At 36.4% G+C, this 23245-nt stretch carries 22 protein-coding genes and 1 tRNA gene; 8 read left to right on the top strand and 15 right to left on the bottom strand.

All coding sequences use genetic code 11. From position 1 onward, the window contains the following. Nucleotides 1-36: 36 nt before the first annotated feature. Entirely contained in the window at nt 37-1326 is a 1290-nt protein-coding gene (eno, locus tag H3R33_RS03450; RefSeq protein ID WP_155568132.1) for a phosphopyruvate hydratase, read from the top strand. A 35-nt stretch (nt 1327-1361) separates the two neighbouring features. Continuing rightward, nucleotides 1362-1691 carry a septum formation initiator family protein gene (locus tag H3R33_RS03445; RefSeq protein WP_155565488.1) on the top strand — a complete coding sequence of 110 codons (330 nt, stop codon included), beginning with the start codon at nt 1362-1364 and terminating at the stop codon, nt 1689-1691. A gap of 102 nt (nt 1692-1793) precedes the next feature. On the opposite strand, the gene rpmG is transcribed toward H3R33_RS03445, so the two are convergent. From rpmG to H3R33_RS03425, 4 genes are all read right to left on the bottom strand, one after another. Further along, complete coding sequence (gene rpmG, locus H3R33_RS03440; protein WP_008853818.1) at nt 1794-1961, bottom strand: 50S ribosomal protein L33; 168 nt, start codon at nt 1959-1961, stop codon at nt 1794-1796. A gap of 156 nt (nt 1962-2117) precedes the next feature. Continuing rightward, nucleotides 2118-3533, bottom strand: a complete 1416-nt coding sequence (gene bioD, locus H3R33_RS03435; RefSeq protein ID WP_198194837.1) for a dethiobiotin synthase — start codon at nt 3531-3533, stop codon at nt 2118-2120. Next, nucleotides 3526-4191, bottom strand: a complete 666-nt coding sequence (locus H3R33_RS03430) for a hypothetical protein (RefSeq protein ID WP_155565490.1) — start codon at nt 4189-4191, stop codon at nt 3526-3528. The genes bioD and H3R33_RS03430 overlap by 8 nt, the downstream gene beginning before the upstream one ends. Nucleotides 4192-4193: 2 nt before the next feature. Next, complete coding sequence (locus H3R33_RS03425) at nt 4194-5366, bottom strand: pyridoxal phosphate-dependent aminotransferase family protein (protein ID WP_198185310.1); 1173 nt, start codon at nt 5364-5366, stop codon at nt 4194-4196. Nucleotides 5367-5442: 76 nt separating this feature from the next. On the opposite strand from H3R33_RS03425, the gene H3R33_RS03420 reads away from it, so the two are divergent. Beyond that, complete coding sequence (locus H3R33_RS03420; protein WP_198185309.1) at nt 5443-6693, top strand: adenosylmethionine--8-amino-7-oxononanoate transaminase; 1251 nt, start codon at nt 5443-5445, stop codon at nt 6691-6693. Here H3R33_RS03420 and H3R33_RS03415 read toward each other — a convergent pair. The 3 genes from H3R33_RS03415 to uvrC all read right to left on the bottom strand — a co-directional run bounded on the left by H3R33_RS03415 (nt 6690) and on the right by uvrC (nt 9945). Next, entirely contained in the window at nt 6690-7322 is a 633-nt protein-coding gene (locus H3R33_RS03415) for a hypothetical protein (protein ID WP_198185308.1), read from the bottom strand. The two genes, H3R33_RS03420 and H3R33_RS03415, sit on opposite strands and share 4 nt — an antisense overlap. Nucleotides 7323-7409: 87 nt before the next feature. Further along, a complete protein-coding gene (gene pgsA, locus H3R33_RS03410) occupies nt 7410-7988 on the bottom strand; it encodes a CDP-diacylglycerol--glycerol-3-phosphate 3-phosphatidyltransferase (RefSeq protein WP_155565494.1) in 579 nt (192 codons plus the stop codon). A gap of 94 nt (nt 7989-8082) precedes the next feature. Further along, the gene (gene uvrC / locus H3R33_RS03405; RefSeq protein ID WP_198185307.1) at nt 8083-9945 is read right to left on the bottom strand and encodes an excinuclease ABC subunit UvrC; all 1863 of its coding nucleotides are present in this window, start codon (nt 9943-9945) and stop codon (nt 8083-8085) included. Nucleotides 9946-10395: 450 nt separating this feature from the next. Here uvrC and xth point away from each other — a divergent pair, with 450 nt between their 5' ends. Then, complete coding sequence (gene xth / locus H3R33_RS03400) at nt 10396-11190, top strand: exodeoxyribonuclease III (RefSeq protein WP_198185306.1); 795 nt, start codon at nt 10396-10398, stop codon at nt 11188-11190. Nucleotides 11191-11194: 4 nt separating this feature from the next. Here xth and H3R33_RS03395 read toward each other — a convergent pair whose 3' ends face one another. Beyond that, nucleotides 11195-11911 (bottom strand): response regulator transcription factor, encoded by a 717-nt coding sequence (locus H3R33_RS03395; RefSeq protein ID WP_198185305.1) that lies wholly within the window; start codon nt 11909-11911, stop codon nt 11195-11197. Nucleotides 11912-12116: 205 nt separating this feature from the next. Between H3R33_RS03395 and H3R33_RS03390 the strand changes: the two genes are divergently transcribed. After that, complete coding sequence (locus H3R33_RS03390) at nt 12117-13361, top strand: sodium:proton antiporter (protein WP_198198869.1); 1245 nt, start codon at nt 12117-12119, stop codon at nt 13359-13361. Here the strand turns inward: H3R33_RS03390 and H3R33_RS03385 are convergent. From H3R33_RS03385 to H3R33_RS03370, 4 genes are all read right to left on the bottom strand, one after another. Beyond that, complete coding sequence (locus H3R33_RS03385) at nt 13358-14653, bottom strand: RsmB/NOP family class I SAM-dependent RNA methyltransferase (RefSeq protein WP_198185304.1); 1296 nt, start codon at nt 14651-14653, stop codon at nt 13358-13360. The genes H3R33_RS03390 and H3R33_RS03385 overlap by 4 nt on opposite strands. 38 nt (nt 14654-14691) lie before the next feature. Continuing rightward, nucleotides 14692-16176: an IMP dehydrogenase gene (gene guaB / locus H3R33_RS03380; RefSeq protein ID WP_110438043.1), complete on the bottom strand. Its 1485-nt coding sequence runs from the start codon at nt 16174-16176 to the stop codon at nt 14692-14694. A 178-nt stretch (nt 16177-16354) separates the two neighbouring features. Then, nucleotides 16355-17074: an RlmE family RNA methyltransferase gene (locus tag H3R33_RS03375; protein ID WP_155565500.1), complete on the bottom strand. Its 720-nt coding sequence runs from the start codon at nt 17072-17074 to the stop codon at nt 16355-16357. A gap of 36 nt (nt 17075-17110) precedes the next feature. Further along, nucleotides 17111-18109, bottom strand: a complete 999-nt coding sequence (locus H3R33_RS03370) for a Ppx/GppA family phosphatase (RefSeq protein WP_198185303.1) — start codon at nt 18107-18109, stop codon at nt 17111-17113. 192 nt (nt 18110-18301) lie between these two features. On the opposite strand from H3R33_RS03370, the gene H3R33_RS03365 reads away from it, so the two are divergent. Beyond that, nucleotides 18302-18375 (top strand) — tRNA-Gln (locus H3R33_RS03365). Between the two features lie 35 nt (nt 18376-18410). Beyond that, nucleotides 18411-19112, top strand: a complete 702-nt coding sequence (locus H3R33_RS03360) for a hypothetical protein (RefSeq protein ID WP_198185302.1) — start codon at nt 18411-18413, stop codon at nt 19110-19112. On the opposite strand, the gene H3R33_RS03355 is transcribed toward H3R33_RS03360, so the two are convergent. The 3 genes from H3R33_RS03355 to H3R33_RS03345 all read right to left on the bottom strand — a co-directional run bounded on the left by H3R33_RS03355 (nt 19113) and on the right by H3R33_RS03345 (nt 22538). Continuing rightward, nucleotides 19113-20660, bottom strand: coding sequence for a peptide chain release factor 3 (locus tag H3R33_RS03355; RefSeq protein WP_198185301.1), 1548 nt, complete (start codon nt 20658-20660; stop codon nt 19113-19115). Nucleotides 20661-20751: 91 nt separating this feature from the next. After that, the gene (rpsD, locus tag H3R33_RS03350; RefSeq protein WP_110438048.1) at nt 20752-21369 is read right to left on the bottom strand and encodes a 30S ribosomal protein S4; all 618 of its coding nucleotides are present in this window, start codon (nt 21367-21369) and stop codon (nt 20752-20754) included. Between the two features lie 242 nt (nt 21370-21611). After that, entirely contained in the window at nt 21612-22538 is a 927-nt protein-coding gene (locus H3R33_RS03345; RefSeq protein ID WP_198185300.1) for an SEL1-like repeat protein, read from the bottom strand. 172 nt (nt 22539-22710) lie between these two features. Between H3R33_RS03345 and H3R33_RS03340 the strand changes: the two genes are divergently transcribed. Further along, on the top strand, nt 22711-23241 hold the full coding sequence (locus H3R33_RS03340) for an HdeD family acid-resistance protein (protein ID WP_110438050.1): 531 nt from the start codon (nt 22711-22713) through the stop codon (nt 23239-23241). Nucleotides 23242-23245 lie beyond the last annotated feature (4 nt).

Here is a 23245-nt window from a genome sequence, read left to right as displayed (position 1 = left end):
TACTCTTATTAAAAATAAAAATGTAAGGATTAAATAATGAGTACAATTGTTGATATTCATGCTCGGGAAATCCTCGATAGTCGCGGAACCCCAACAATTGAAGTCGATGTAGAACTGGAAACAGGCGTTATTGGACGTGCCGCTGTTCCATCCGGGGCTTCTACCGGCGTTCATGAAGCCGTTGAACTTCGTGATAATGATAAAAACCGTTATAATGGCAAGGGTGTTCAAACAGCTGTTAAAAACGTCAATAGCGAAATATTCGAAGCAATCGTTGGTCTTGAATCCTTGGATCAGTTACAAATTGATCAAACCATGATTGAACTCGATGGTACTCCGAATAAAGGACGTCTTGGCGCTAATGCACTTTTGGGTGTTTCAATGGCTGCTGCCAAGGCGTCAGCAGAGGAATTGGGTCTTCCATTATATCGTTATATAGGTTCTCCATATTCACATATTCTTCCAGTTCCAATGATGAACATCCTGAATGGTGGTAAGCATGCCGACAATCCTATCGACATTCAAGAATTCATGATTGTTCCTCACGGGGCATCTTCAATTGCTGAAGCTGTGCGCATGGGTTCTGAAGTTTTCAATGCATTGAAAAAAGACCTTAAAGCAGCGGGACTAAACACGAATGTTGGTGATGAAGGGGGATTTGCCCCTAACCTCAAATCAGCACATGAAGCATTGTCCTATATCGTAAAAGCTATTGAAAAAGCTGGATACAAAGCTGGTGAGGAGATTTCCTTGGCGCTAGATCTTGCCTCTTCAGAATTTTTCAAGGACGGTAAATATAGTATGACAGGTGAAGGGAAAATTTTCAATTCCAGTCAGATGGTTGATTATATTGCCGAACTTTGCAACAGTTTCCCGATTATTTCTGCAGAAGATGGATGTGCTGAAGATGATTGGGAAGGATGGACTGAATTAACACAAAAACTGGGAAATAAAATCCAATTGGTCGGCGATGATTTATTTGTAACCAATCCTGAAAGACTTGCAAAGGGAATTAAAGCCCATGTAGGTAATTCATTGTTGGTTAAAGTCAATCAAATCGGAACATTATCTGAAACTTTCAAGGCGATGGAATTGGCACATCGTCATGGTTATACAACCGTTGTAAGCCACCGTTCTGGTGAAACTGAAGATGCTACTATTGCTGATTTGGCTGTTGCAACCAATGCAGGACAAATTAAAACCGGTTCCCTTTCCCGTTCTGATCGCATGGCAAAATATAATCAATTAATCAGAATTGAGGAAGATTTGGGAAATACAGCCAAATATGCTGGTCGTAACGCCTTTAGAGCTTTAGAAACCTTGTAATTCTTTTTCAATTGATAAACACGGGGAGAAAATCAATGCATATCATACATGCAATCAAAAGATTTGTAAAAGCAACGATTCCTCCCCTTTTCTTCTTGTTACTGACAGCATATTTTGTAAAAAATACCTTTGATGGGGATCATGGCCTAAAAAGTTATCATATTCAACAGGAACAGATGATAAGAGCACAGCAAAGTCAGCAAGATGCAATTTCCGAACAAGCGGCCTGGGAAAGAAGAGTAAAAGGATTAAAAGAAAATGCCCTTGATGCAGACCTTTTAGATGAGCGAACACGGGTTATGTTAAGTTATTCAAACCAGGAAGAAATTGTTATTCCTTATAGAACAAATGAACATCTTTATTAATATAAAAGATTATTGATTTATTGAAACAAATCTGAATAAAAAAACCCTGACTAAATCAATAGTCAAAGTTTCTTTTTGATCCATAAATTAATTTAAGATTAATTACTTAATTTTCGCTTCACGGAAAACAACGTGTTTACGAACGACTGGATCGTATTTTTTCAATTCCATCTTGCCGGTATGGGCTCTTGCATTTTTTCTGGTTACATAGAAAAAACCAGTTTCCGCCGTTGAAAGCAATTTAATTTGTATTGTGTTACTTTTCGCCATTCTGTCCTCATTTTGATCAGGCTGATTTACTAAAATATAACTATATATTTAAGGGTTATATTTTACATATAAAAGCAAGTCTATTCTTTAATTCAACTTACTTACAAAATTTTAAGATTTTGTCAAATATTATTTGTTCATAATATTTTACGGATTCTAGACCATTTCTTCAGGAATGGAAATACATTCACATAACGTGGAAAGATTATTTGGATTTACATTTGATAGAAAAGGCACTTGTCCCAAAATCTTGACTTTTCCATGACTTATTATAGAATTTTTACAATCCTCGTTCAACGGGCCATTTAAAATTACCCCTGAAATTTTTATATTTCTATTTCTTAAAGCCTCGATTGTCATTAGGGTATGATTCAATGTTCCCAAAATAGTCCGGGCTACAACTATAACAGGTAAATTAATCTTTTCAATAAGATCAATGATAAACAAATGATCATTGATAGGTACAAAAATCCCACCCGCGCCTTCAACTATGTATTTTTTTTCTTGTTTCAAATCAGATACATTCACGTGATCAAGGCTTAATTCACGATTTTCCAGTCTTGCAGCATCTTCAGGAGATAAAGGTGCTTGCAATTTTATAATTGGGGATAAATATTGTGTCTCGGAAAGTTCGGCTAAATGGCAAACTGTATCTGTATCTCCAATATCGCAATTTAAACCTGTTTGAATAGGTTTCCAATAAACCGCATTTAGCAATTTTGTTAAACATGCAGAAATTAGTGTTTTTCCAATATCTGTATCAGTTCCCGTAACAAAAAAACCTTTAGCGGAAAATTTACGGAAAACACCATAGGCTATATGATAAGAACAATAGTTGTAATTTTTACTAAAATCAGAAAGAACTTTCTTAAACTGAGATAACTTCAAGGGTTTTGAGGTTTCGAGAGGAACAGAAGCTCCTATAGAACGAAGTCCTTTGAAAAAATCAATTGCTGTGTCAATTTGAACAATGATCTCATCAGTTTCCCAACGACCGGTTCCTGTTTCTGGCCAAACTGATTGAATAGATTCAATTGATGGATAAGTCTGTAAATTACAGCTAAAATCATTGTCGTTATAGATAGAACGCCATTCTTTAAACGTTTCAAACGTTAGGGTAGAACAAATCAAATAGCCATTTTGTTTCAAATAATTTGTAAGAGTCCTGATTGCACTTGCAACATTATCAAACCATTGGAAAGTCAGGCTTGAACAAATCAAATCATATTTTTCATCCAATTCTGGATATTCACCATCCATAAGCTTAAATGTTAAATCGTATTTATGGTTTTTGAACTTATTTTTTGCACGATTCAGCATTTCAGGTGATATATCCGTCAATACAAAATGTGCATCAGGAAAAAAGTCGATAAGATATTGAGTTAATAATCCAGTTCCACAACCAATTTCAAGAATTGATATTTTTTCTTTACGATCGACTGAAGTTCTGAACTGTTTCCGAATACAATCAGACAATTTTTTCGCAACAATTTTTTGTATTGAGGCAAATTTTTCATATTGATCCGCCTGATCAAAAGCTTTGATTATTTTTTCTTTATAATTTCTAGACATTATTTATAAGTTCTCTGATGATTTCCGCACAGGCATTCGTTTTTGATAAAGGCAATATATGTGTATCATCGTCAAGCCACAAATAGTTGCATTCTTGAAATGATTGTATGGTCATGGTTTCATTAACAACAGGATCTTTTTTTGAAGCTATAACTGTGAGTTTATTTCTGATCTGTGGAATGATATTTCGAACATCCCCAAATTTAAGAAATTCAAGTCCTTTTTGCAATTCTTCAATATTAAAGCTGGGCAAAAAATTTACTACTTGACCACATTGCTGATAAAACTGTTTCATTATAAGATTTGAATCAGTGGATAATCCTCTGGACATACGATCCAGAACCCTTAATGCCACACCTTTCGGAAATGCAGGATCTCTGGAAAATCTGGCGAAACTGTTAATAGCCACGTAATATTTGAAACGAAAAGAAAAATTTTTTAAGAGATATAAAAAACCTAAAGAGTGTCCTACAGCAATATATTTCTCTTGTAAGTTTAAAATTGATTTAAGATTACAATTTTTACCCGTGTTTTTCCCTATAAAACCCAAATCAATTGTTTCCGAGTGGTATTCTTTTAGATTATTTTGTAATTTTTGCCAAAATGATGATGAATATCCCCATCCATGGACAAATAGCAAACGATAATTATTTTTCATGATCAATGAATTGAAATTAGATCAATTGAATGAAAAGATTTTAGTAAATACTCTATTTCATCCTCTCGATGACCGGCACTAAGGGTCAATCGTAAACGACTTCCATAAGAGGGAACGGTGGGTGGACGAATTGGGGTAATCCAGATATTTTTTTCTTTCAAAGCATTTGCCATTAATTGGGCCTTTATCGGTGATCCGACAATAATGGGAATTATATGTGAAATAGACTGACCACATTGATATCCCATTGACTCTAATTGTTTTCTAACCTTTTCAGACTGTTTAACCAAAAAGGCACGTTGGTTTGTTAATGAAGGCATTAATTCTAGTGCTGCCTCAATGCTACCGATTACGGCGGCGGGCAAAGCAGTCGTGTGGATAAAAGCAGAACAAAAATTCACCAGCCATTCACATAAATCTCTGGATCCAGCTATATAGGCTCCAAAACTTCCCCACGCTTTACTAAATGTTCCCATCGTTAAATCAGCAAAGGCAGGGGCCAATCCCTCACCTTTACTTCCAAATATTCCGGTTGCATGTGCGTCATCTAGAAATAAAAAGGCATTAAATTGGTCGGCAACTGATCTTAATCTTTTCAAGTCACAAACATCACCATCCATACTGAATATGGTTTCCGTTAAAATTATTCTTGAACCTTTTTCCCCCTCAATTTTTTTCAATCGTGTTTGTAGATGGTCAAGATCATTGTGACTGAAACGGATCTGTTTAACTTGACCAGCTTTGCATCCATAATGCAAACTGGCATGATTCAATTTATCCGTAAATACCCATACTGGTTTTGGAAAATTTTCAATGAGGGAAGCAACAACCCCGACATTTGCCTGCCAACCTGATGGAAATATTAATGCCGCTTCAGTTCCTAGAAAATTAGCTAGTTTATCCTCGATTTTACCATAATATGAAGCATTGGACGTAATTAATCTGGATGCCCCGCTTCCAGTACCATATTGTCTTAAAAACTTCTCACCTTTAATTTTTAAATTTGCATTGTTTGATAATCCCAGATAATCATTACTGGAAAAATTTATATAACTTTTACCCTTATTTTTTATATGTAATGAATCAATTATTTCAAATGTTGGCAATTCTCTTTTTAAATCCTCTTTAGCTCTTTTGTCTAATTCCCGAGAAAAAAAAATATCAAATCGGTTCATTAAGTTAGTCTTTTCAAGTTTTAAAATTTTTGTTTAGTTATGCAAACTCTACCTTAACAATTATAGGCAAAATCCCATGTTTCATTCAACTTTAAAAAATATATGGTTACCCTATACGCAAATGAATAATTGTAATGCCCCAATTGTTGCAAAAGCCACGCATGGAAGTACAATTATCCTAAATGATGGCGCTAAATTGATTGACGGTATTGCTTCATGGTGGACAGCCTGTCATGGGTATAATCACCCACATATTATCAAAACGGTAAAAAAACAACTTGAACTAATGCCTCATATTATGTTTGGTGGCATTATTCATCAACCTGCAATTGATTTGGCAAAACATCTGGCAAACCTGTTGCCTGGAGATTTAAACAAAGTTTTTTTTTCTGAATCAGGCTCCGTATCTGTGGAAGTGGCACTAAAAATTGCAGCCCAATTCTGGTTAAACCAAAATAACAATATCAAAAACAAAATCATTTCTTTTCATGGTGGATATCATGGTGATACCATGGCGACAATGGCGGTTTGTGATCCTGAAGAAGGAATGCATAATTTATTCAAGAATATTATTCCCCACCAATACAACATTCCTTTGCCTGATACCTCGGAGAAACAAAAGGATTTCATTCAGTTTCTAGAAAAGCATCATAAAACCATTGCTGCAATTATAATTGAACCTTTGATACAGGGAGCTGGAGGCATGTTATTTCATTCTCCAGAAATTTTAAGATTTTTGCGAAAACAAGCTGATCATTTTGAAATTTTATTGATATTTGATGAAATTTTTACGGGGTTTGGCAGAACGGGGAGTTTTTTTGCCTGTGAACAGGCAGATGTCATTCCGGATATCATTACACTTTCAAAAGCATTAAGTGGAGGCACGATGGCATTGGCTGCAACAATTGCAAAAGAATATATATTTAACGGGTTTTTATCTGATAGTGATCAACATGCCCTGATGCATGGACCAACATTTATGGCCAATCCTCTGGCCTGTTCCGCTGCCAATGCATCCTTGGAAGTTTTTGATCAATACAATTGGAAGAATGCAGTCAGTTCCATTGAAAGACAAATGAAAAAAGAATTAACACAATGTAAAAATTTAAAAAATGTCAAGGATATTAGGGTAAAAGGGGCCGTTGCCGTTGTTGAGTTATACAATATTTCAAACTTAAACCGTCTAAAGATAAAATTTATCCAACAGAATGTATGGATACGTCCCTTCAGAAATATCGTTTATCTTACACCCTCTTTCACCATAACATCGGAAGAATTATCCTTGTTAACTAATTCAATATATGATGTGATCAAACATGAATATTAATTTTCACCATCATTTTTTGATGATTTATTTTTACCTCTTTTATTTTCATTTTTAGATGTCGGCAATTGGCTATCCGGAATAATCTTTACAACACCCTTGGAATTGATAATGGTGCTGGTTCCATCCCCATTCGGAACGATTACTGGGGCGTCCTTACCTTTTTCAATATATTTCGCTCCCTGATCCTTAATTGAGTCAGGCAGCCTTCCATTGATGAAATCCGTCATTCCATTTTTGATCTGATATTGTTCCCCAACATTCAGATTACCATCTTCTGGAAAATCAACAGGAACAGATTGCTTATTGATTTGATCATGCGTTACGCTGTCTACATCACCACCTGCCGCTCTACTGTAATCTGATAGGGAGAAACTTTTATCATCACTCGCAACATCACTCAACGTAGGTAATGCAGGAGGACGAGAGGGCCAAATATTTTCACTTTGAGGTAACAAAGGGGTTGTAGCTATCGCCATATTGCCTTTTACCCTTTGCATATTTTCCGCATATCCTTCTGGAGCCTCGGGATTATTTCCTGGTAAAGAAACGGTATCATCAAAAAATTTATCTATCCCGGAACACCCACTTAATATCAAAAATGTGGTAATAAGTGCAGCATAATTCCGCATGATTGTTCTCCATCCGTTTTAAAAATTTGATGATACATAATTTAAAAAAATACATATCCAACAAGATAAAATTCAAATATAAGCTTTTTAAAAATCCGTTTTATTAATAAATCTGATACCCGTATGAATATAACCCCAACCCGTAATCATAGTTAAAATTGCCGCAATCCATAATAATATCGATCCGATAACATTAACCGGAAACCAGTTAATGTTCAATAATTCTGCACTGCTATCTCCAGCAAGTAAAAAACCAATAGCCACCATTTGAAAAGTTGTTTTCCATTTTGCCAGTTTTGTGACAGGTAGGCTGATCTCGAAAGAGGAAAGATATTCTCTTAATCCGCTGACCAGTATTTCTCTTGCCAAGATAATCATTGCAGGAATCAGTCCACCGTATGGAAGACGATCGTAACCAGCCATAACAATCAATATGATACCCACCAGTAATTTATCCGCAATGGGATCAAACATTTTTCCAAAGTCGGAAAGCTGTTGCCATGCACGGGCAAGCTTACCGTCTAAATAATCCGTAATACCAGCGATAATAAATAGTATACAAGCCAATAAATCTGTTACCGGCTTATGAACCATTACAAGAACAGCCACCAATGGTATTATAATTATACGAGACAAGGTAAGACAATTAGGTAAATTATAAAACATTTCTATTTAGGATCACGGCTGAACATTTATCAAAATAGTTATTTAACATTTTATAAAAAAAATGGAATAAAAAATATATATTTTCTTATATTTGTTACTTATATACACCAGGTCTAAAATAATCATATATTGATTCAGCCAATACTCTATTAATACCTGGAATATTTTCTAAATCCGAAACACTGGCCTCTTTAACGGCGCTGGCAGAACCAAAATGGTTTAGTAGATTACGTTTTCTCTTATTACCTATACCCGGAATTGAATCCAGTTCGGATTTTTCTATGCTTTTTAATCTTCCCACTCTATGAGTAGTAATGGCAAATCGATGCGCCTCATCTCTTAATCGTTGCAGATAATACAGAACAGGATCTCTTTCGGACAATTGAAAAGGATTTTGATCACGTGTAAAAAACCACTCTCTCCCTGCATTCCGATCCGGTCCTTTGGCAATACTGACCAAGGCTACATTTTCAATCCCGAGCTCTTTCAAAATTGCATCAACAGCCGAAAACTGTCCCGCACCACCATCTATTAACAGTAAATCAGGGAAATTCTGCCAATCAGCAATTTTACCCTTGTTAAAACGTCTGAATAAAACCTCGCGCATCATACCAAAGTCATCTCCAGGGGTGATATCAGATTTAATTGAAAATTTACGATAACCAGACTTAATAAAACCTTCAGGTCCAGCCACAACCATTGCCCCATATGCATTGGTACCCATTATGTGACTATTATCGTAAATCTCAATTCTTTTCGGAATATCAGACAGATGAAAAATATCACGAACCTGTTCTAATAATTTTGTTTGTGATGCAGTTTCAGCCAATTTCCGATCAAGCGCCATATGGGCATTATGTACCGCATGATCAACAACTGCCCTTTTCTCCCCTATTTTTGGTACATACAAGCTTACCCTTTTCGATGCCCTCATACTTAATGCCTTACTCATCAGCGCTTGGTCAGATAATTTAATATTCATGTATATTTGTGATGGCGGCGGCTTATTTTCATAGAATTGTCCCAAAAAGGCGTCCAAAATTTCTTCGGGGCTTTGATCCTCTGTTTGTATCGGGAATAAAGCACGATTACCATTATTTCTTCCCCCTCTAATAAAAAACACCTGAATACAGGTCAGATAACCTTTTTGCGCAAATGCTATTATATCAGCATTGTCAATTGTAGCAGGATTAATTACTCCATTTGTTTGAACATAGGTAAAGGCCCGAATACGATCACGCATCACCGCGGCACGTTCAAAATCCAATTGTTCTGACGCCTTCTCCATTTCGGTAGCCAATTGCTGCTGAATAATGTTTGTTTCTCCAGAAAGAAATGATTTTGCTTGATTTATGAGATCATCATAATCTGTTTTACTAACGCGATTATCACAAGGACCAGAACATCGTTTGATCTGATAAAGCAAACATGGTCGCTTTCTGGAATTGAAAATACTGTCTTCACAACTTCTTAGCAGAAATATTTTCTGTAAAAGTTCAAGAGTCTGATTGACTGCCCCAACCGAAGCAAACGGCCCCCAATAATAATTTTTCTTGGATATTTTTCCCCGATGTTTATCAATTCTAGGCCATTTTTCTTTTGTAATAACTAACCAGGGGTATGATTTATCATCCCTCAACAAAATATTATATCGTGGTTTAAGACTTTTAATCAGATTGGCTTCAAGTAGTAGAGCCTCAGCTTCCGTATAGGTGGTTATAATTTCCATGGAAGTCGTTTGCAAAATCATTTTACGTATACGCTCGGTCAATTGTGTCAAGCGTGTATAGGAGGATACACGTTTTTTTAAATTTTTTGCTTTACCAACATATAAAACTTCCCCTTTTTCATTAAGCATACGATAAACCCCTGCCGTTTCAGGCATTGTTTTCAAAGCATGCTTAATTGCTTTTGTTCCCTTATACGAATCCAAAGGTTTGTAATCATGAAGTTTCATTGCATTTTTTTTACCATCATCACAAATAAGTTCTGTTATCCTTTTATTTTCTAAGACTTATCTTACTTCTCCACTGATCTTGTGGATAACTCTATGGATGAATATCTAATATATGGATGTAAAAGGCAGTTTATCAAGCCCTTATATGTTTTGCCTAATTTTTAAGCAATTAATATAACTCATTGATTTTCAATCATTTTTATTGTTACATGGAATTATTCAATATTTATAACTAATTTATCACAAACCCTAAAATCACTGTCAAGTCCAATAGTGGACAAAATGAAAATTTTAATTTCAATAATGTAATTATCCACAATTTTCAATATTAAGATTTATTTATTTTTTACTGGACATTTTCTGATTAAATTCCTAAATTGACCTTCTTCTCTTAATTTGAATTTATTTTAAATTATAATCAATTTCCCTTTTCAAATTTGAAATTTCTATATGCGTATAATTAGTTGGAACATTAATTCATTAAGGTTACGCTTGCCTTTGTTAAAACAACTGGTAGAATTAGCAAATCCCGATATTTTATGCCTTCAGGAAACAAAAGTCCCTGATCCTCTTTTTCCCCGATCTGAAATAGAATTGATCGGTTTTCACAATTGTCTTTTTAAAGGAATGAAAAGTTATAACGGCGTTTGTATTTTATCAAAACACCCATTAGGATATCATGTTTCCAATACCAGACAATGGTGCAGTAAAAGTGACTGCAGACATATTTCAGTTCAATTCAATTATAAAAATAAAAAAATAAACCTTCATAATTTCTATATTCCTGCAGGTGGGGATGAACCTGATCCAACTATAAATCCCAAATTCAAACATAAATTAGATTTCCTGACAGAAACAAAAGAATGGTTTTCTCAAAATAAGGAGACCAGTTCAATTCTTGTAGGAGATTTTAATATTGCACCCTTGGAAAATGATGTATGGAACCACAAACAATTATTGAAAATTGTCAGTCATACACCCATTGAAACTGAAAAACTCAATCAATGGTTACATACGGGTTATATTGATGCAATGCGTGAAATAATTCCTCCCCACGAAAAACTATATACCTGGTGGTCTTATAGAAACCGTAACTGGGAAAAGTCAAACCGGGGAAGAAGATTGGATCATTTATGGATTTCCCCAGATCTACGATCACACCTAAAAACAATTCAGGTTTTTAAAGAGGCTAGAAACTGGGACAAACCTTCTGATCATGTCCCAATCATGCTTGAATTAAAATAAATAACTATTCTTCTTTTTTATCAGAAATTGAACTCAGTCGATATCCACCAGCCTCAGTTATCAGAAGGGTTACATTCGAAGGATCAGGCTCGATTTTTTGGCGTAGACGATAAATATGGGTCTCAAGTGTATGGGTTGTCACCGCTGAATTATATCCCCAAACCTCATTCAACAAGACTTGTCTTGGTACTGGTCTTGATCCTGACCGATATAAAAATTTGAGTATGGCAGCCTCTTTTTCAGTTAAACGGATCCGACGATTTGAATCCTGTTGCTGCAACGACTTTGCAGACGGACGAAAAATATAATTGCCAATTGTGAAAACAGCATCCTCACTACTAGCAAAAATACGCATCTGTGCCCTTAATCTTGCCAGTAACTCGGCAATGCGAAATGGTTTTGATACATAATCATTACCGCCTGCATCAAGCCCCCTTACAACATCCTCTTCATTATCTGAACCTGTCAGCATAATAATGGGTGTTCTGCAACCTTCCTTACGTAAATAGGCACATAGATCACATCCATCGCCATCTGGAAGTATTACATCCAATATGATTGCATCATAATGCTTATCAGAATCCAGAATTTTGTTTTTAGCCTCTTTTACCGTTAAGGCACTTGAAACCTCAAATTCTTGATTTTCTTGCAATTGTTCGGTTAGTGTTTCAATTAACTTTGGATCATCATCAACCACTAAAACAGGATGAATGCCTGTCATTGAATTTACCCTTCTTTTAAAACCATATCCCTATTACAAATATAAGGATGAAGTTAGAGATTAGTATCTTTATACTCAAAATTACGTTAATTTTTAATAATTTTTAACTAAAAATTACAAAAATTTTCAATTTTATAGCTCAAAAATAATTTACTTAAACTCAAATTACCCTAAAATTATACCTAAATAATAAAGGGAAATTAACATGAGTATCCTGACCCTTATTTCTTTATTGTTTCTTCTTACCGCAATCTGCGGGGCAATTAATCTGAAATATCTCAAACTTCCCATGACCATAGGGATCATGATTGCCGCATTCATATTTTCAATAATCCTGTTTATCTCGGATTATTTCCTTTCATTTGTTTCCGGATATTCATTTGCACAGAAAATTATCTCACAAATCAATTTTCCCACTTTGCTTCTCAATGGTGCTCTAGCATTTCTGCTTTTTGCAGGAAGTTTGCAAATTTCATTACATGAGTTGTGGAAAGCTCGCTATAATATTGCATCCTTGACAATTATTGGCACTTTATTATCGATATTATTTCTCGGTCTTGTTTTTTGGGTTCTGTTTTATCTATTTTCTATTCCCATTTCTTTACTCTGGTGTCTCACCCTAGGCGCTATTATAGCCCCGACAGATCCGGTTTCAGTTATCAGTATGTTCGGCAGACTAGGCCTTTCCAAACGGTTACAAGCAATTTTTGCTGGAGAAAGTCTTTTCAATGATGGTATAGCTTTAATTGCTTTTACAACATTTTTATCCGTAATCATTCATCAAAAGACCCCATCCACAACCAGTCTATTCTTGATTAGCATAAAAGAGATTGTTGGCAGTGGTCTTCTGGGTATTATAACCGCCACCATTGTTATTTTTATAATCAGACGATTGTCCCACAACGAAATTACCATATTATTTTCACTGGCTTTAGCGACAGGTACCTTTTCTATCGCAAGTGATCTTAACATGTCAGGTCCCATTGCAGTTGTGGCAAGCGGTTTATTGATCGGTAACCATCTTCAAAAACAGCCTGCGGAAAAAAGTGATTCGGTTATTTACTGCTGGCATGTAATTGATGAAATCCTCAACACCATGCTATTTTTGATAATTGGGTTGCAGATTGTCATCATCCCTTTCAGTTATCATATTCTGGTTATCACATTCCTGGCTTTTCCATTTCTGGCAATTACACGTTTCATAGCCCTCAGTCTAAGCGGTTTTGTATTATTATATCAGGATTCAAACCCGAAGGGTTTGATTTCCATTCTAACATGGGGAGGACTAAGAGGAGGCATTTCCCTAGCAATAGCCTTATCTCTCCCCAATATATTTCCAAAAAATGAAATCCTGCTCATCTGTTATGGGTGCGTAGTGTTAACCGTTTTAATTCAAGGATTAACCATGGAATATGTTGTTAATTATTTTTACAGGAAAGAAATAAATTAATTCTTCACCATAACCGTGCAAAAGAAACCATCCGTTTGATTTTGCGCTGGTGTTAATTGAAAACTTGTTTTCTTCATGAATTCTTCGGGTAACAATTCTGGAATCGTATCAGGCTCTACGAGTGAAAAATTGTTATTTCTTTCCAGAAAATTATTGATTTGATCTTGATTTTCCTGACGTAATATTGAACAGGTTGCATATATCAACCTTCCACCTTTTTTTACCATTCTGGCTGCAGAATCAAGAATGTGGGCCTGTTTTTCAACAAGTTCCAATAAATCATTTTCCTTAAACCTTAAACGCGCATCAGGATTACGTCTCCAAGTTCCGGTACCGCTACAAGGTGCATCAACCAAAACACGATCGAAACTTTCAACACGCCTTTTTAACCATTTTGCATCTTCAGCAAAAATATGGGTTTCACAATTAAAAACACCTGCCCTTCGCAAACGACTTTGAGCGGCATTTAACCGAGCGGGAAAAATATCTGATGCAATAATATGCCCCTTATTTTCCATCATCATCGCCATAGCCAACGTTTTACCTCCGGCTCCCGCGCAATAATCCAGGACACGCATTGACGATTTAACACCGGTCATGAGTGCAATTAATTGGCTACCTTCGTCTTGAATTTCAACCAGACCATTTTTGAAAGCATTTGTGGATGTTATGGATTGTCTTCCTTGCGCTCTCAATCCCCATGGAGAAATATTCATTAATTCTGTTTGTATATTTTCAGATGCTAGAATCTCCCTAGCCTTATATCGATCTTCCACTTTTAGAAAATTGACGCGCAAATCAAGAGTAGCTGCTTCCAACAACGTTGAAAGTTCTTTTTCTGTCTGATCCCCGTATTGGCCATTTATGATAGGATATACCCAATCTGGAACTTCATAAATTACCGCTTTGGACATTTCATCGGAAACAAACGGTTTGTTTACCAAAGATTGCAAATATAAAATTTCGTTACTATTCAACAATAATGGCGCATATTTTTCACCCGAATAAAAATTATGCACTTTAGGTATAGAATTTCCTGACAAAACCAAATAAGCTGCGACCATCATACGAGGATTGATCGGACTACCTATTCTTTTCAGCCACCATTCCAACTTTCGATAACAACGTAAAATTTCCCAAACTTTGCCTGAAACAAAACGACGATCCCCTCCTCCAATATAACGGCGCCGCCTGAAAAACCGATTGGCTGTTGAATCTGCCGGGATATATTTTTCTTTCTGAATAGCTAAAAGCAGTTCAATCACTGCCGAAATTTGTGCTGAAGGGGTCATACGTCTTTACTTAAATATCTGATAGACAAATTTATTATTTAATTATGATGATAGTTAGGCGCTTCACGCGTAATTACAACATCATGAACATGGCTTTCCCTCAATCCCGCTCCCGTAATTTTACGGAACTGAACATTTTTTTTCATTTCTTCAATCGTCGCATTGCCAGTATATCCCATACCTGCTTTCAAGCCGCCAACCATCTGATGTATAACTCCTTCTGCCGCCCCTTTGTATGGTACCTGCCCTTCAATGCCTTCAGGAACAAGCTTATGGCTTTCCTTGATATCCTGTTGAAAATAACGGTCAGCAGATCCACGAGCCATGGCACCAAGACTTCCCATTCCGCGGTATGATTTATAGGAACGTCCCTGATATAGAAATACTTCACCAGGGGCTTCATCAGTACCTGCCAGTAAAGATCCAATCATGACAACATCTGCACCCGCACCGATAGCTTTAACAATATCGCCAGACGTGCGAATTCCACCATCTGCTATTAAAGGAATATCGGCAGCATGACAAATTTCAGACACTTCCATTACTGCCGAAAATTGGGGAACTCCTACCCCTGCAACAACACGGGTTGTACAGATTGAACCTGGACCAATTCCAACTTTTACTGCATCAGCGCCAACATCGATCAATGCTTGAGCACCTTCTGGTGTCGCAATATTTCCCGCAATAATTTGAACGTCAGCATAATTTTTCTTGAGGCGCCCTATCGAGTCCAAAACACCCTGGGAATGTCCATGTGCCGTATCTACGACCAAAACGTCAACACCAGCCTCTATAAGCGTGACAGCCCGTTTATATCCGTCCTCACCAACACCTGTGGCAGCAGCACAACGTAAACGACCATATTGATCCTTGTTGGCCAAAGGATAAACGACTGATTTTTCCATATCCTTGACAGTCATTATTCCGACACAACAATCATTTTTATCAACGACAAGCAATTTTTCGATACGATTTTGATGAAGCAGTTTTTTAGCTTCATCGGGACTCACACCCTCTTTGACTGTAACCAGGTTATCTTTTGTCATTAACTCCGCAACAGGTTGTTTTGCATTTGTTGCAAACCGGACATCACGATGCGTGACAATACCAACAAGCCGATTCGTATTTTTTTCAATAACAGGTAGACCACTTATGTTATGGCGTTTCATTGTTGCAATGACTTCTTCTAAAGTCTGTTCAGGATGAACAGTTACCGGATCAACCACCATTCCCGATTCAAAGCGTTTTACCTGCTTGACCTGATTGGCCTGTTCCTGAATGGATAGATTTTTATGAATAACCCCTATTCCTCCATTTTGTGCCATAGCAATGGCCATTGCACATTCGGTCACTGTATCCATGGCTGATGAAATCAAGGGTATATTCAAACGGATAGATCGGGTCAAATTGGACCGAACATCAGCCTGATTAGGCAATACATTAGATTTTGCTGGAATAATCAAAACATCATCAAAAGCAAGGGCTTCTCGAATATGTTTTTGGGAAATAGATGAATGTGCCATTATGGTACCCTTTATTAAAAATTAGAAAATTAAAGATAAAAAGGGATAACCGAAAAAAATCGGGTTCCAATTATTGGCAATTCTTCATACCTAAAAAATTGTGATTAGACAAGCCAAAAATCAATTTTGTGTCAAATAGTGACAAAATCAAATTATCCTTGAAATTTTATCAACACATTCACGATTTATCTTCGGAATTATTCCCTTTAAACCCTGTAGCAATCACATATAACTCTCTGGATTCCTTACGACTTGCTGGAGGTTTTGCATGTTTTACAATTTTAAAGGATCGCTTGAGGTTATTTAACATCAATTTTTCACTTCCCCCCTGGAAAACTTTGGCAATGAAAACTCCATTCAAATTTAAAATTTTTATTGCAAAGTCCAAAGCCTGTTCTGTCAAATTAACTATTCTTATATGATCCGTTGCTGCATGTCCTGTCGTATTAGGGGCCATATCAGACATGACCAGATCCGCCTTACCCTCTAATTTATCCAGTAAAACTTCAAGATTATGGGGCTCTGTAAAATCTCCCTGAAAAATATCAGCTCCCATAACTGGTTCAACTTGCAACAAATCAATACCCACAACTTTGGATGCCTTGTGATATACCGCAACCTGAGACCATCCTCCTGGCGCTGCACCCAGATCAACAACCTTTATTCCCTTTTTTAAAAAATGAAATTTATCATTTAACTCTATCAGCTTATAAGCGGCACGGGACCGCCAGCCATGCTGTTGCGCAGCTTTTACATAAGGATCATTCAACTGACGCGTCAACCATCTTTGTTGAGATGTTGAACGTCCTTTTGTTTTTTTTAAGGTAACCGTTAATCCAGTATCAAAACGCGATTTCTTTTTTTTGCGCGAATTCGAATTCGCATTATCTTTATTCATAGTTTTTACTTTAATTATACTGATTAATTAAATTCATTACTGGTTTAACAAATAATGATGATTTTTATAATAGTTTCTTAACTTGTTTGTCGTCATTTTGGCAATTATTCCATCCCGAATACCCCGATCGGCAACGACAATGTCATTGGCGGGCCACAAGGTATGTATGGCATCAAATATTGCGCATCCAGGTAAAAGATAATGAATTCTTTTTTTATATCGGTCGGAAAGAATTTCAGTCTCTTTGAATTTCTGATCTAGCAAAGTCCTGATTATTTCCTTAAGTTGGGCTGTTTGCAAAGACAAACCATCAATCGCCGCACGATTATACTTGTTTTGATTTAACAAAATGCTTGCAAGGGTGGTTATAGTTCCACTTACCCCTATGAATTGAACCTGATTTCTTACAATCTCTGCCTGAATACGGTGAATGGCCTCGAATTCCATGACCTTGGATAAAACAAAATCAAACATTTGATAGTAATTTTGCAAGGTGGCAATATTGAATTGCTCCCTTAACGTAAGAATGCCAACAGGTATACTGAAACATCCAATCAAAATATATTTTCGTCGCGCAAAATCAATTTTAACCCATGCAATTTCAGTGGAACCACCTCCAATATCAAATAATAGTGCCTTGGTTTTATTACGTTTCAACACATTGTCATATAAAAATGAATTGCAGCCGGCCAAAGCCAGCTCAACCTCTTCCCGTGGTGAAATAACCTTAATTTTCAGTCCTGTTTCATATAAAACCTGACTAAGAAAATGATCAGCATTTGAGGCGCGTCGACAAGCTTCGGTAGCGACAGCATAAAAGGCGGAAAATCTTTTACCTTCAATTTTGGATGCACAATGTCGGAGCGCGACCATTGTACGTTCCATGGCAGCTTGACTCAACTGACCTGTTTCATACAATCCCTCACCCAATCGAACTACTCGATTATAATGGTCAACAATTCTCAACCTGCCACGATCAGATGACACGATCAGCAGACGACAATTATTTGTGCCTAAATCCAATGCCGCAAACATATTTACGCCCTAATTACTTTATCCAGTCAAAGTTAATTCCTTATTTTTTTTATAGCTCCTTAATATTAACACAATTTATTATTAATTTGGATTTTTTTATTAAAATAACTAAAAATTTTTGTAATTAATTTATTTTACCATACCCTTGTTTTATAATTTTTTACATGATATAAGCATCCACATTAAATATATTGGGAGATAGTTTAGCGGTAGAACTACCGGCTCTGACCCGGTCAGCCCTGGTTCGAATCCAGGTCTCCCAGCCAAAAATGTTTCCGTTATGACATTCAAAGATAATAAAATGGAATGGAAAACATTTGCTTTATACCCAGAATGTTCCGTAAAACTGATAGATTATAAAACTGAATTATCTATAAATCTTGAAAAACGGATTGAAAATTTATGGGTTGCCAAAAAAAGATTATACCCAAAATTGTTTAATGGACGTGTATTTACCGCTACTTTGATATTACCCCATCAAATAACGGGATATTGGACAGAATATAGATATGTTTCGGCCCAAATGGAAAATAAGGAGTTCAATGAATTTCTTTGTCTTAAACCTTTGGCTGTAACAGGTTTAATTTTTTGCGATGATGGTTTTATTCTTGGAAAAAGAAACAGTAACAGCGTTTATCTACCCAGTTACTGGCAATGTGCCCCTGCGGGTAGCGTAGAATCACGTCATGAAGAAAAAACTGTAAATTTGCATGAACAATTATTTGTTGAAGCAAGAGAAGAACTTGGATTAAAAAAAGATTTTTTTTCAAATAGCCGCATTCTTATTGCAACTCAACATCCCGAAAAAGGAATAATCGATATCGGAATAATGTTGAAAACACACTTGAATTTTCAACAAATATATAATTATTGGCAAAAAAAAGGCAACTCAGAATATGATGAACTTATATGTATATCCGATTTAACCCTTTTACCTAAACCAATTATTCCATCCACCAGATATTTAATCAAGGCCAGCTATAAAGATAATAATAGGATATGACTAGCTATTTTTAACAATGCCGATCTGTTTGATATCATGAAATTTTAAGTCTTTTTGCATTTCAACAGTCCGTTGCATCATGAATTCAGAAGTGGCCAGAAATACTGGATCTCCGTCTATGTCATCAGCAATGGCACTTCTATTGGAATTAATAAATTTCTCAATTTTGTTTTTTTCACCCTCAAGCCAACGGACCTGTGTAAAAGATACAGTATCAAATCCTATTTCAACGCCGTACTCATGTTTTAAACGCATCTGTAAGACATCAAGTTGCAATATTCCAACCACGCCAACAATAGGCGAAGACCCGTCCTGTGGTTTAAAAAGCTGGACAACTCCCTCTTCTGCAAGCTCAATTAACGCCTGTTTTAATTTCTTGGCTTTCATTGCATCAGCAAGGCGAACCCGTCGCAATATTTCAGGGGCAAAATAGGGTACTCCTGTAAACTGAAGCTCCTCTCCTTCCGTCAAGGAATCTCCAATACGTAATGTGCCATGATTGGGAATTCCAACAACATCTCCCGCAAAAGCCTCTTCTGCCAATTGTCTGTCTCGTGCAAAGAAAAACTGAGGCGTATGTAACGCAAAAGTTTTTCCTGTACGGGTATGTTTCAATTTCATACCTCGTTCTAAACGTCCAGAACAAATACGGGCAAAGGCGATACGATCCCGATGATTTGGATCCATATTTGCCTGAATTTTAAATACAAGGGCAGTCATTGATGGTTCATTTGCCGCCACCAGACGTTGATCACTTTCCTGATTTCGTGGACTTGGGCCAAATTCAACCAATGCATCCAAAAGATCATGAACCCCCAATTCCTTAATCGCACTTCCAAAAAAAACCGGCGTTAAAAAACCTGCCTTAAAATCATCAATATTAAATTCCGGCAGAGCAGCCTTAACCAATTCCACTTCTTCTTTTAATGCTATAACACGATCATCTGTTTCTGGAATTCCCTCTTTTAGGCACATGGTTTGTTTCCGAACATCATAAGCACCCAAAAATTTGGCAGCCCGTCCCACAGGCCATGTTAAAGGTGTTGTTTCAAGAGCCAGTGTAGAGGCCACTTCATCCAGCAATTCAAAAGGATCCTGAGATTCCCTGTCCATCTTGTTGATAAAGGTTACAATCGGTATATCGCGCAAACGACAAATTTCAAAAAGTTTCCGTGTTCTTGCCTCAATCCCTTTTGCCGCATCAATAACCATAACTGCGGCATCAACAGCCGTCAAAGTCCTGTATGTATCTTCAGAAAAATCTTCGTGGCCAGGCGTATCCAACAAGTTAAAAATGCAACCACCATATTCAAACGTCATAACAGAAGTTACAACTGAAATACCGCGATCCTTTTCAATATTCATCCAGTCCGAACGAGTTCGACGCTGTTCCCTTTTAGCACGGACATTTCCCGCCATCTGTATAGCCCCACCAGCATGCAATATACGTTCAGTCAAAGTCGTCTTACCCGCATCAGGATGGGAAATAATAGCAAAAGTGCGACGACGGGAAATTTCTTTATCCAGACTCTGAACTGTATCTAACATCAAGCAGACCTAAATTTATATTGAAAACAATAAACGCACAAAAGCCGAGCAAAAAAATTGCTCGGCATTTTTGTATAAAAATAAAATGTGATTAACGAGAATAAAACTCGACAACCAAATTGGGTTCCATAGTTACAGGATATGGAACATCATTTAATTTTGGCGTACGAACAAATGAACCCTTCATTTGACGATGATCAACCTCTAAATATTCAGGAATATCCCGTTCTTTACTTTGAACTGCATCCAGTACAATGGCAAGTTGTTTTGATCTTTCCCTAACTTCAACAACATCATTATCTTTTAAAGAATATGATGGGATATTAACACGCTTGCCATTTACTAAAATATGTCCATGGTTAATGAACTGACGTGCAGCAAATGGAGTGGATGCAAATTTTAACCGATAAACTACAGCATCCAAACGACGTTCCAACAAATTGATCAAGTTTTCAGAAGTATCACCTTTACGACGAGATGCTTCAGCGTAATAACGACGGAATTGCTTTTCACTGATATTTCCGTAATATCCCTTGAGTTTTTGTTTAGCCATTAACTGAACGCTAAAATCGGAAGGCTTTGCACGGCGGCGTTGACCGTGTTGACCAGGACCATATTCACGCTTGTTAACCGGTGATTTAGCACGTCCCCACAAATTAACCCCTAAACGACGGTTAATTTTATATTTGCTTTGTAAACGCTTACTCATACGTCTAAATATCTTTCTTTATATATGTTAAATATCGCATTGAGGTAAAGCAATATTAGATTTTATTGTACCAGTAGTTCTTTAACTCGCATCAAAGACGGGTTTATATTTGATACAAAGTAACCTCATCACTTCTTTGGATAAAAATAAACCACTTTTCTGGCAGTAGAAGCCTATATATTCAAACTTTAATGAATTGTCAAATAATTAACAGTTTGAATAATATTAAAAAAATTTAAAAATTATTTCGTATTCAACAACCGATATTTGTCGCAGCCTTTTTGAGATCTATTTAAACATGATTGTTTAAAATACTCTTTTGCCGTGGCCTCATCTTGAGGAACCAACTTCCCTTCATGATATATTTCCCCAAGTCGCAATTGGGCATCCGTATTTTCTTGATCTGCAGCTTTATGATAATAGAAAAGAGCCGTCTGAAAATCCTGTAATACACCGTGACCCGCTTCATACATTGTTCCCAACTTGTATAAAGCGCCCTCATATCCCTGATCAGCTGACTTCTGATACAATTCTTTCGCCTTGAAATAATCTAAATCTGTGCCTTTACCTGTATCATATAATGATCCCAGGATATACTGGGCAAAACTATTTCCTTGTTCTGCAGATTTACGGGTCCATTGAAAGGCTTTGGAAAAATCTTGTTTACATCCCTTACCTTCTAAATACATAATTCCAAGAGCGGATTGAGCCATTAGATTCCCTTGCAAAGCAGCCTTATGAAAATAATCAAACGCCTTGTCATAATTCTGCTCAATCCCTTCACCATTCTGATACAAATTACCTAAATAAAACTGCGCTTCAGCATTCCCCTGTCCTGCGGAATGGTTAAACCATTCAATCGCTTTATTATAATCTTGCGGCACAATAACACCCAAGGCATAAAACCGACCTAAAACAAACTGTGCTGGCGCAAATCCTCCGCTGGCAGATTGTGTAAAAAATATAAGGGCTAATCTATCGTTTTTCTGAACCCCTTTACCTGTTAAATAATTTACACCCAACCTATAACAATATTCAGCAGAGGGTAGATAGAGAATTTTTTCAAATTGACCGAACCAGTATGATAAATGGCTTTCATATGCATGGGAACGAACAGGATATGTACATATAAAAAAAGTAGCGGCAAGAATAACAATAATGTTTTTCATTATGAACCTTAATGATTTATAAAATGAAATAAAAAAATATCGTTAACTATCTGTTCATACCAAATTATGACTGATTTTATTAATAAATAAATAGATTAATTTCATAAAAAAAATTAAACTAACTACAATTAACCGCTTTACAAAATTATAAAATATTTTTTCGGAGATCATAATGGATCAATTAATAGCCCAAAAATGGAAATGGTTCGTAGGATTGGGAATATTGTGTTTGATTACCGGCATTCTGTGCCTAATTGACACGGTTTTTGTAACAATTGCAATGGTTATAATTATTGGAATTTTATTAATTATTACAGGTTTGGCCCAACTCATTCACGCCTGTTATCTTAAAGATTGGAGCAGTTTTCTCTGGTCAGCCCTATGCGGTATCATTTATCTTATTGGCGGTATATTATTGATTCGTGAACCTGTTAATGGTTCGGTTATAATTACCATTTTTCTTGGTATTTGTTTTTGTTTTGGTGGAATCATGCGTCTTATGATTGCCTTTAACAATAAAAATACCAAAGGATGGGGGTTGTTGGTATTCAGTGGTATTCTTGGCTTGATTTTAGGGTTTATTCTTTTTGTCAATCCAATAAACGGCCTGTGGTTTATCGGATTCATGGTTGGTTTTGACCTTATCTTCAATGGAACTGCATGGTTGCAACTTGGCTTTACGCTCAAATCCCAAATCAAATAATTTA

The sequence above is a fragment of the Commensalibacter sp. B14384M2 genome, assembly GCF_016101865.1.
In the GTDB taxonomy this organism is placed as follows: domain Bacteria; phylum Pseudomonadota; class Alphaproteobacteria; order Acetobacterales; family Acetobacteraceae; genus Commensalibacter; species Commensalibacter melissae.
The sequence above is the reverse complement of the archived record's forward strand: the minus strand, read 5'-3'. Positions and strand labels throughout refer to the sequence as shown.

What these genes read in the sequence shown, in the direction of transcription:
- H3R33_RS03370 (WP_198185303.1), bottom strand. Translation starts at nt 18,109, where the DNA reads ATGTTTGCGGCATTGGATTTAGGCACAAATAATTGTCGTCTGCTGATC.
- H3R33_RS03390 (WP_198198869.1), top strand. Translation starts at nt 12,117, where the DNA reads ATGAGTATCCTGACCCTTATTTCTTTATTGTTTCTTCTTACCGCAATC.
- uvrC (WP_198185307.1), bottom strand. Translation starts at nt 9,945, where the DNA reads ATGAAACTTCATGATTACAAACCTTTGGATTCGTATAAGGGAACAAAA.
- H3R33_RS03340 (WP_110438050.1), top strand. Translation starts at nt 22,711, where the DNA reads ATGGATCAATTAATAGCCCAAAAATGGAAATGGTTCGTAGGATTGGGA.
- xth (WP_198185306.1), top strand. Translation starts at nt 10,396, where the DNA reads ATGCGTATAATTAGTTGGAACATTAATTCATTAAGGTTACGCTTGCCT.
- pgsA (WP_155565494.1), bottom strand. Translation starts at nt 7,988, where the DNA reads ATGTTTTATAATTTACCTAATTGTCTTACCTTGTCTCGTATAATTATA.
- H3R33_RS03355 (WP_198185301.1), bottom strand. Translation starts at nt 20,660, where the DNA reads ATGTTAGATACAGTTCAGAGTCTGGATAAAGAAATTTCCCGTCGTCGC.
- bioD (WP_198194837.1), bottom strand. Translation starts at nt 3,533, where the DNA reads ATGTCTAGAAATTATAAAGAAAAAATAATCAAAGCTTTTGATCAGGCG.
- H3R33_RS03375 (WP_155565500.1), bottom strand. Translation starts at nt 17,074, where the DNA reads ATGAATAAAGATAATGCGAATTCGAATTCGCGCAAAAAAAAGAAATCG.
- eno (WP_155568132.1), top strand. Translation starts at nt 37, where the DNA reads ATGAGTACAATTGTTGATATTCATGCTCGGGAAATCCTCGATAGTCGC.
- H3R33_RS03395 (WP_198185305.1), bottom strand. Translation starts at nt 11,911, where the DNA reads ATGACAGGCATTCATCCTGTTTTAGTGGTTGATGATGATCCAAAGTTA.
- H3R33_RS03415 (WP_198185308.1), bottom strand. Translation starts at nt 7,322, where the DNA reads ATGCGGAATTATGCTGCACTTATTACCACATTTTTGATATTAAGTGGG.
- H3R33_RS03445 (WP_155565488.1), top strand. Translation starts at nt 1,362, where the DNA reads ATGCATATCATACATGCAATCAAAAGATTTGTAAAAGCAACGATTCCT.
- H3R33_RS03425 (WP_198185310.1), bottom strand. Translation starts at nt 5,366, where the DNA reads ATGAACCGATTTGATATTTTTTTTTCTCGGGAATTAGACAAAAGAGCT.
- H3R33_RS03430 (WP_155565490.1), bottom strand. Translation starts at nt 4,191, where the DNA reads ATGAAAAATAATTATCGTTTGCTATTTGTCCATGGATGGGGATATTCA.
- H3R33_RS03385 (WP_198185304.1), bottom strand. Translation starts at nt 14,653, where the DNA reads ATGACCCCTTCAGCACAAATTTCGGCAGTGATTGAACTGCTTTTAGCT.
- rpmG (WP_008853818.1), bottom strand. Translation starts at nt 1,961, where the DNA reads ATGGCGAAAAGTAACACAATACAAATTAAATTGCTTTCAACGGCGGAA.
- H3R33_RS03345 (WP_198185300.1), bottom strand. Translation starts at nt 22,538, where the DNA reads ATGAAAAACATTATTGTTATTCTTGCCGCTACTTTTTTTATATGTACA.
- H3R33_RS03420 (WP_198185309.1), top strand. Translation starts at nt 5,443, where the DNA reads ATGTTTCATTCAACTTTAAAAAATATATGGTTACCCTATACGCAAATG.
- rpsD (WP_110438048.1), bottom strand. Translation starts at nt 21,369, where the DNA reads ATGAGTAAGCGTTTACAAAGCAAATATAAAATTAACCGTCGTTTAGGG.
- H3R33_RS03360 (WP_198185302.1), top strand. Translation starts at nt 18,411, where the DNA reads ATGGAATGGAAAACATTTGCTTTATACCCAGAATGTTCCGTAAAACTG.
- guaB (WP_110438043.1), bottom strand. Translation starts at nt 16,176, where the DNA reads ATGGCACATTCATCTATTTCCCAAAAACATATTCGAGAAGCCCTTGCT.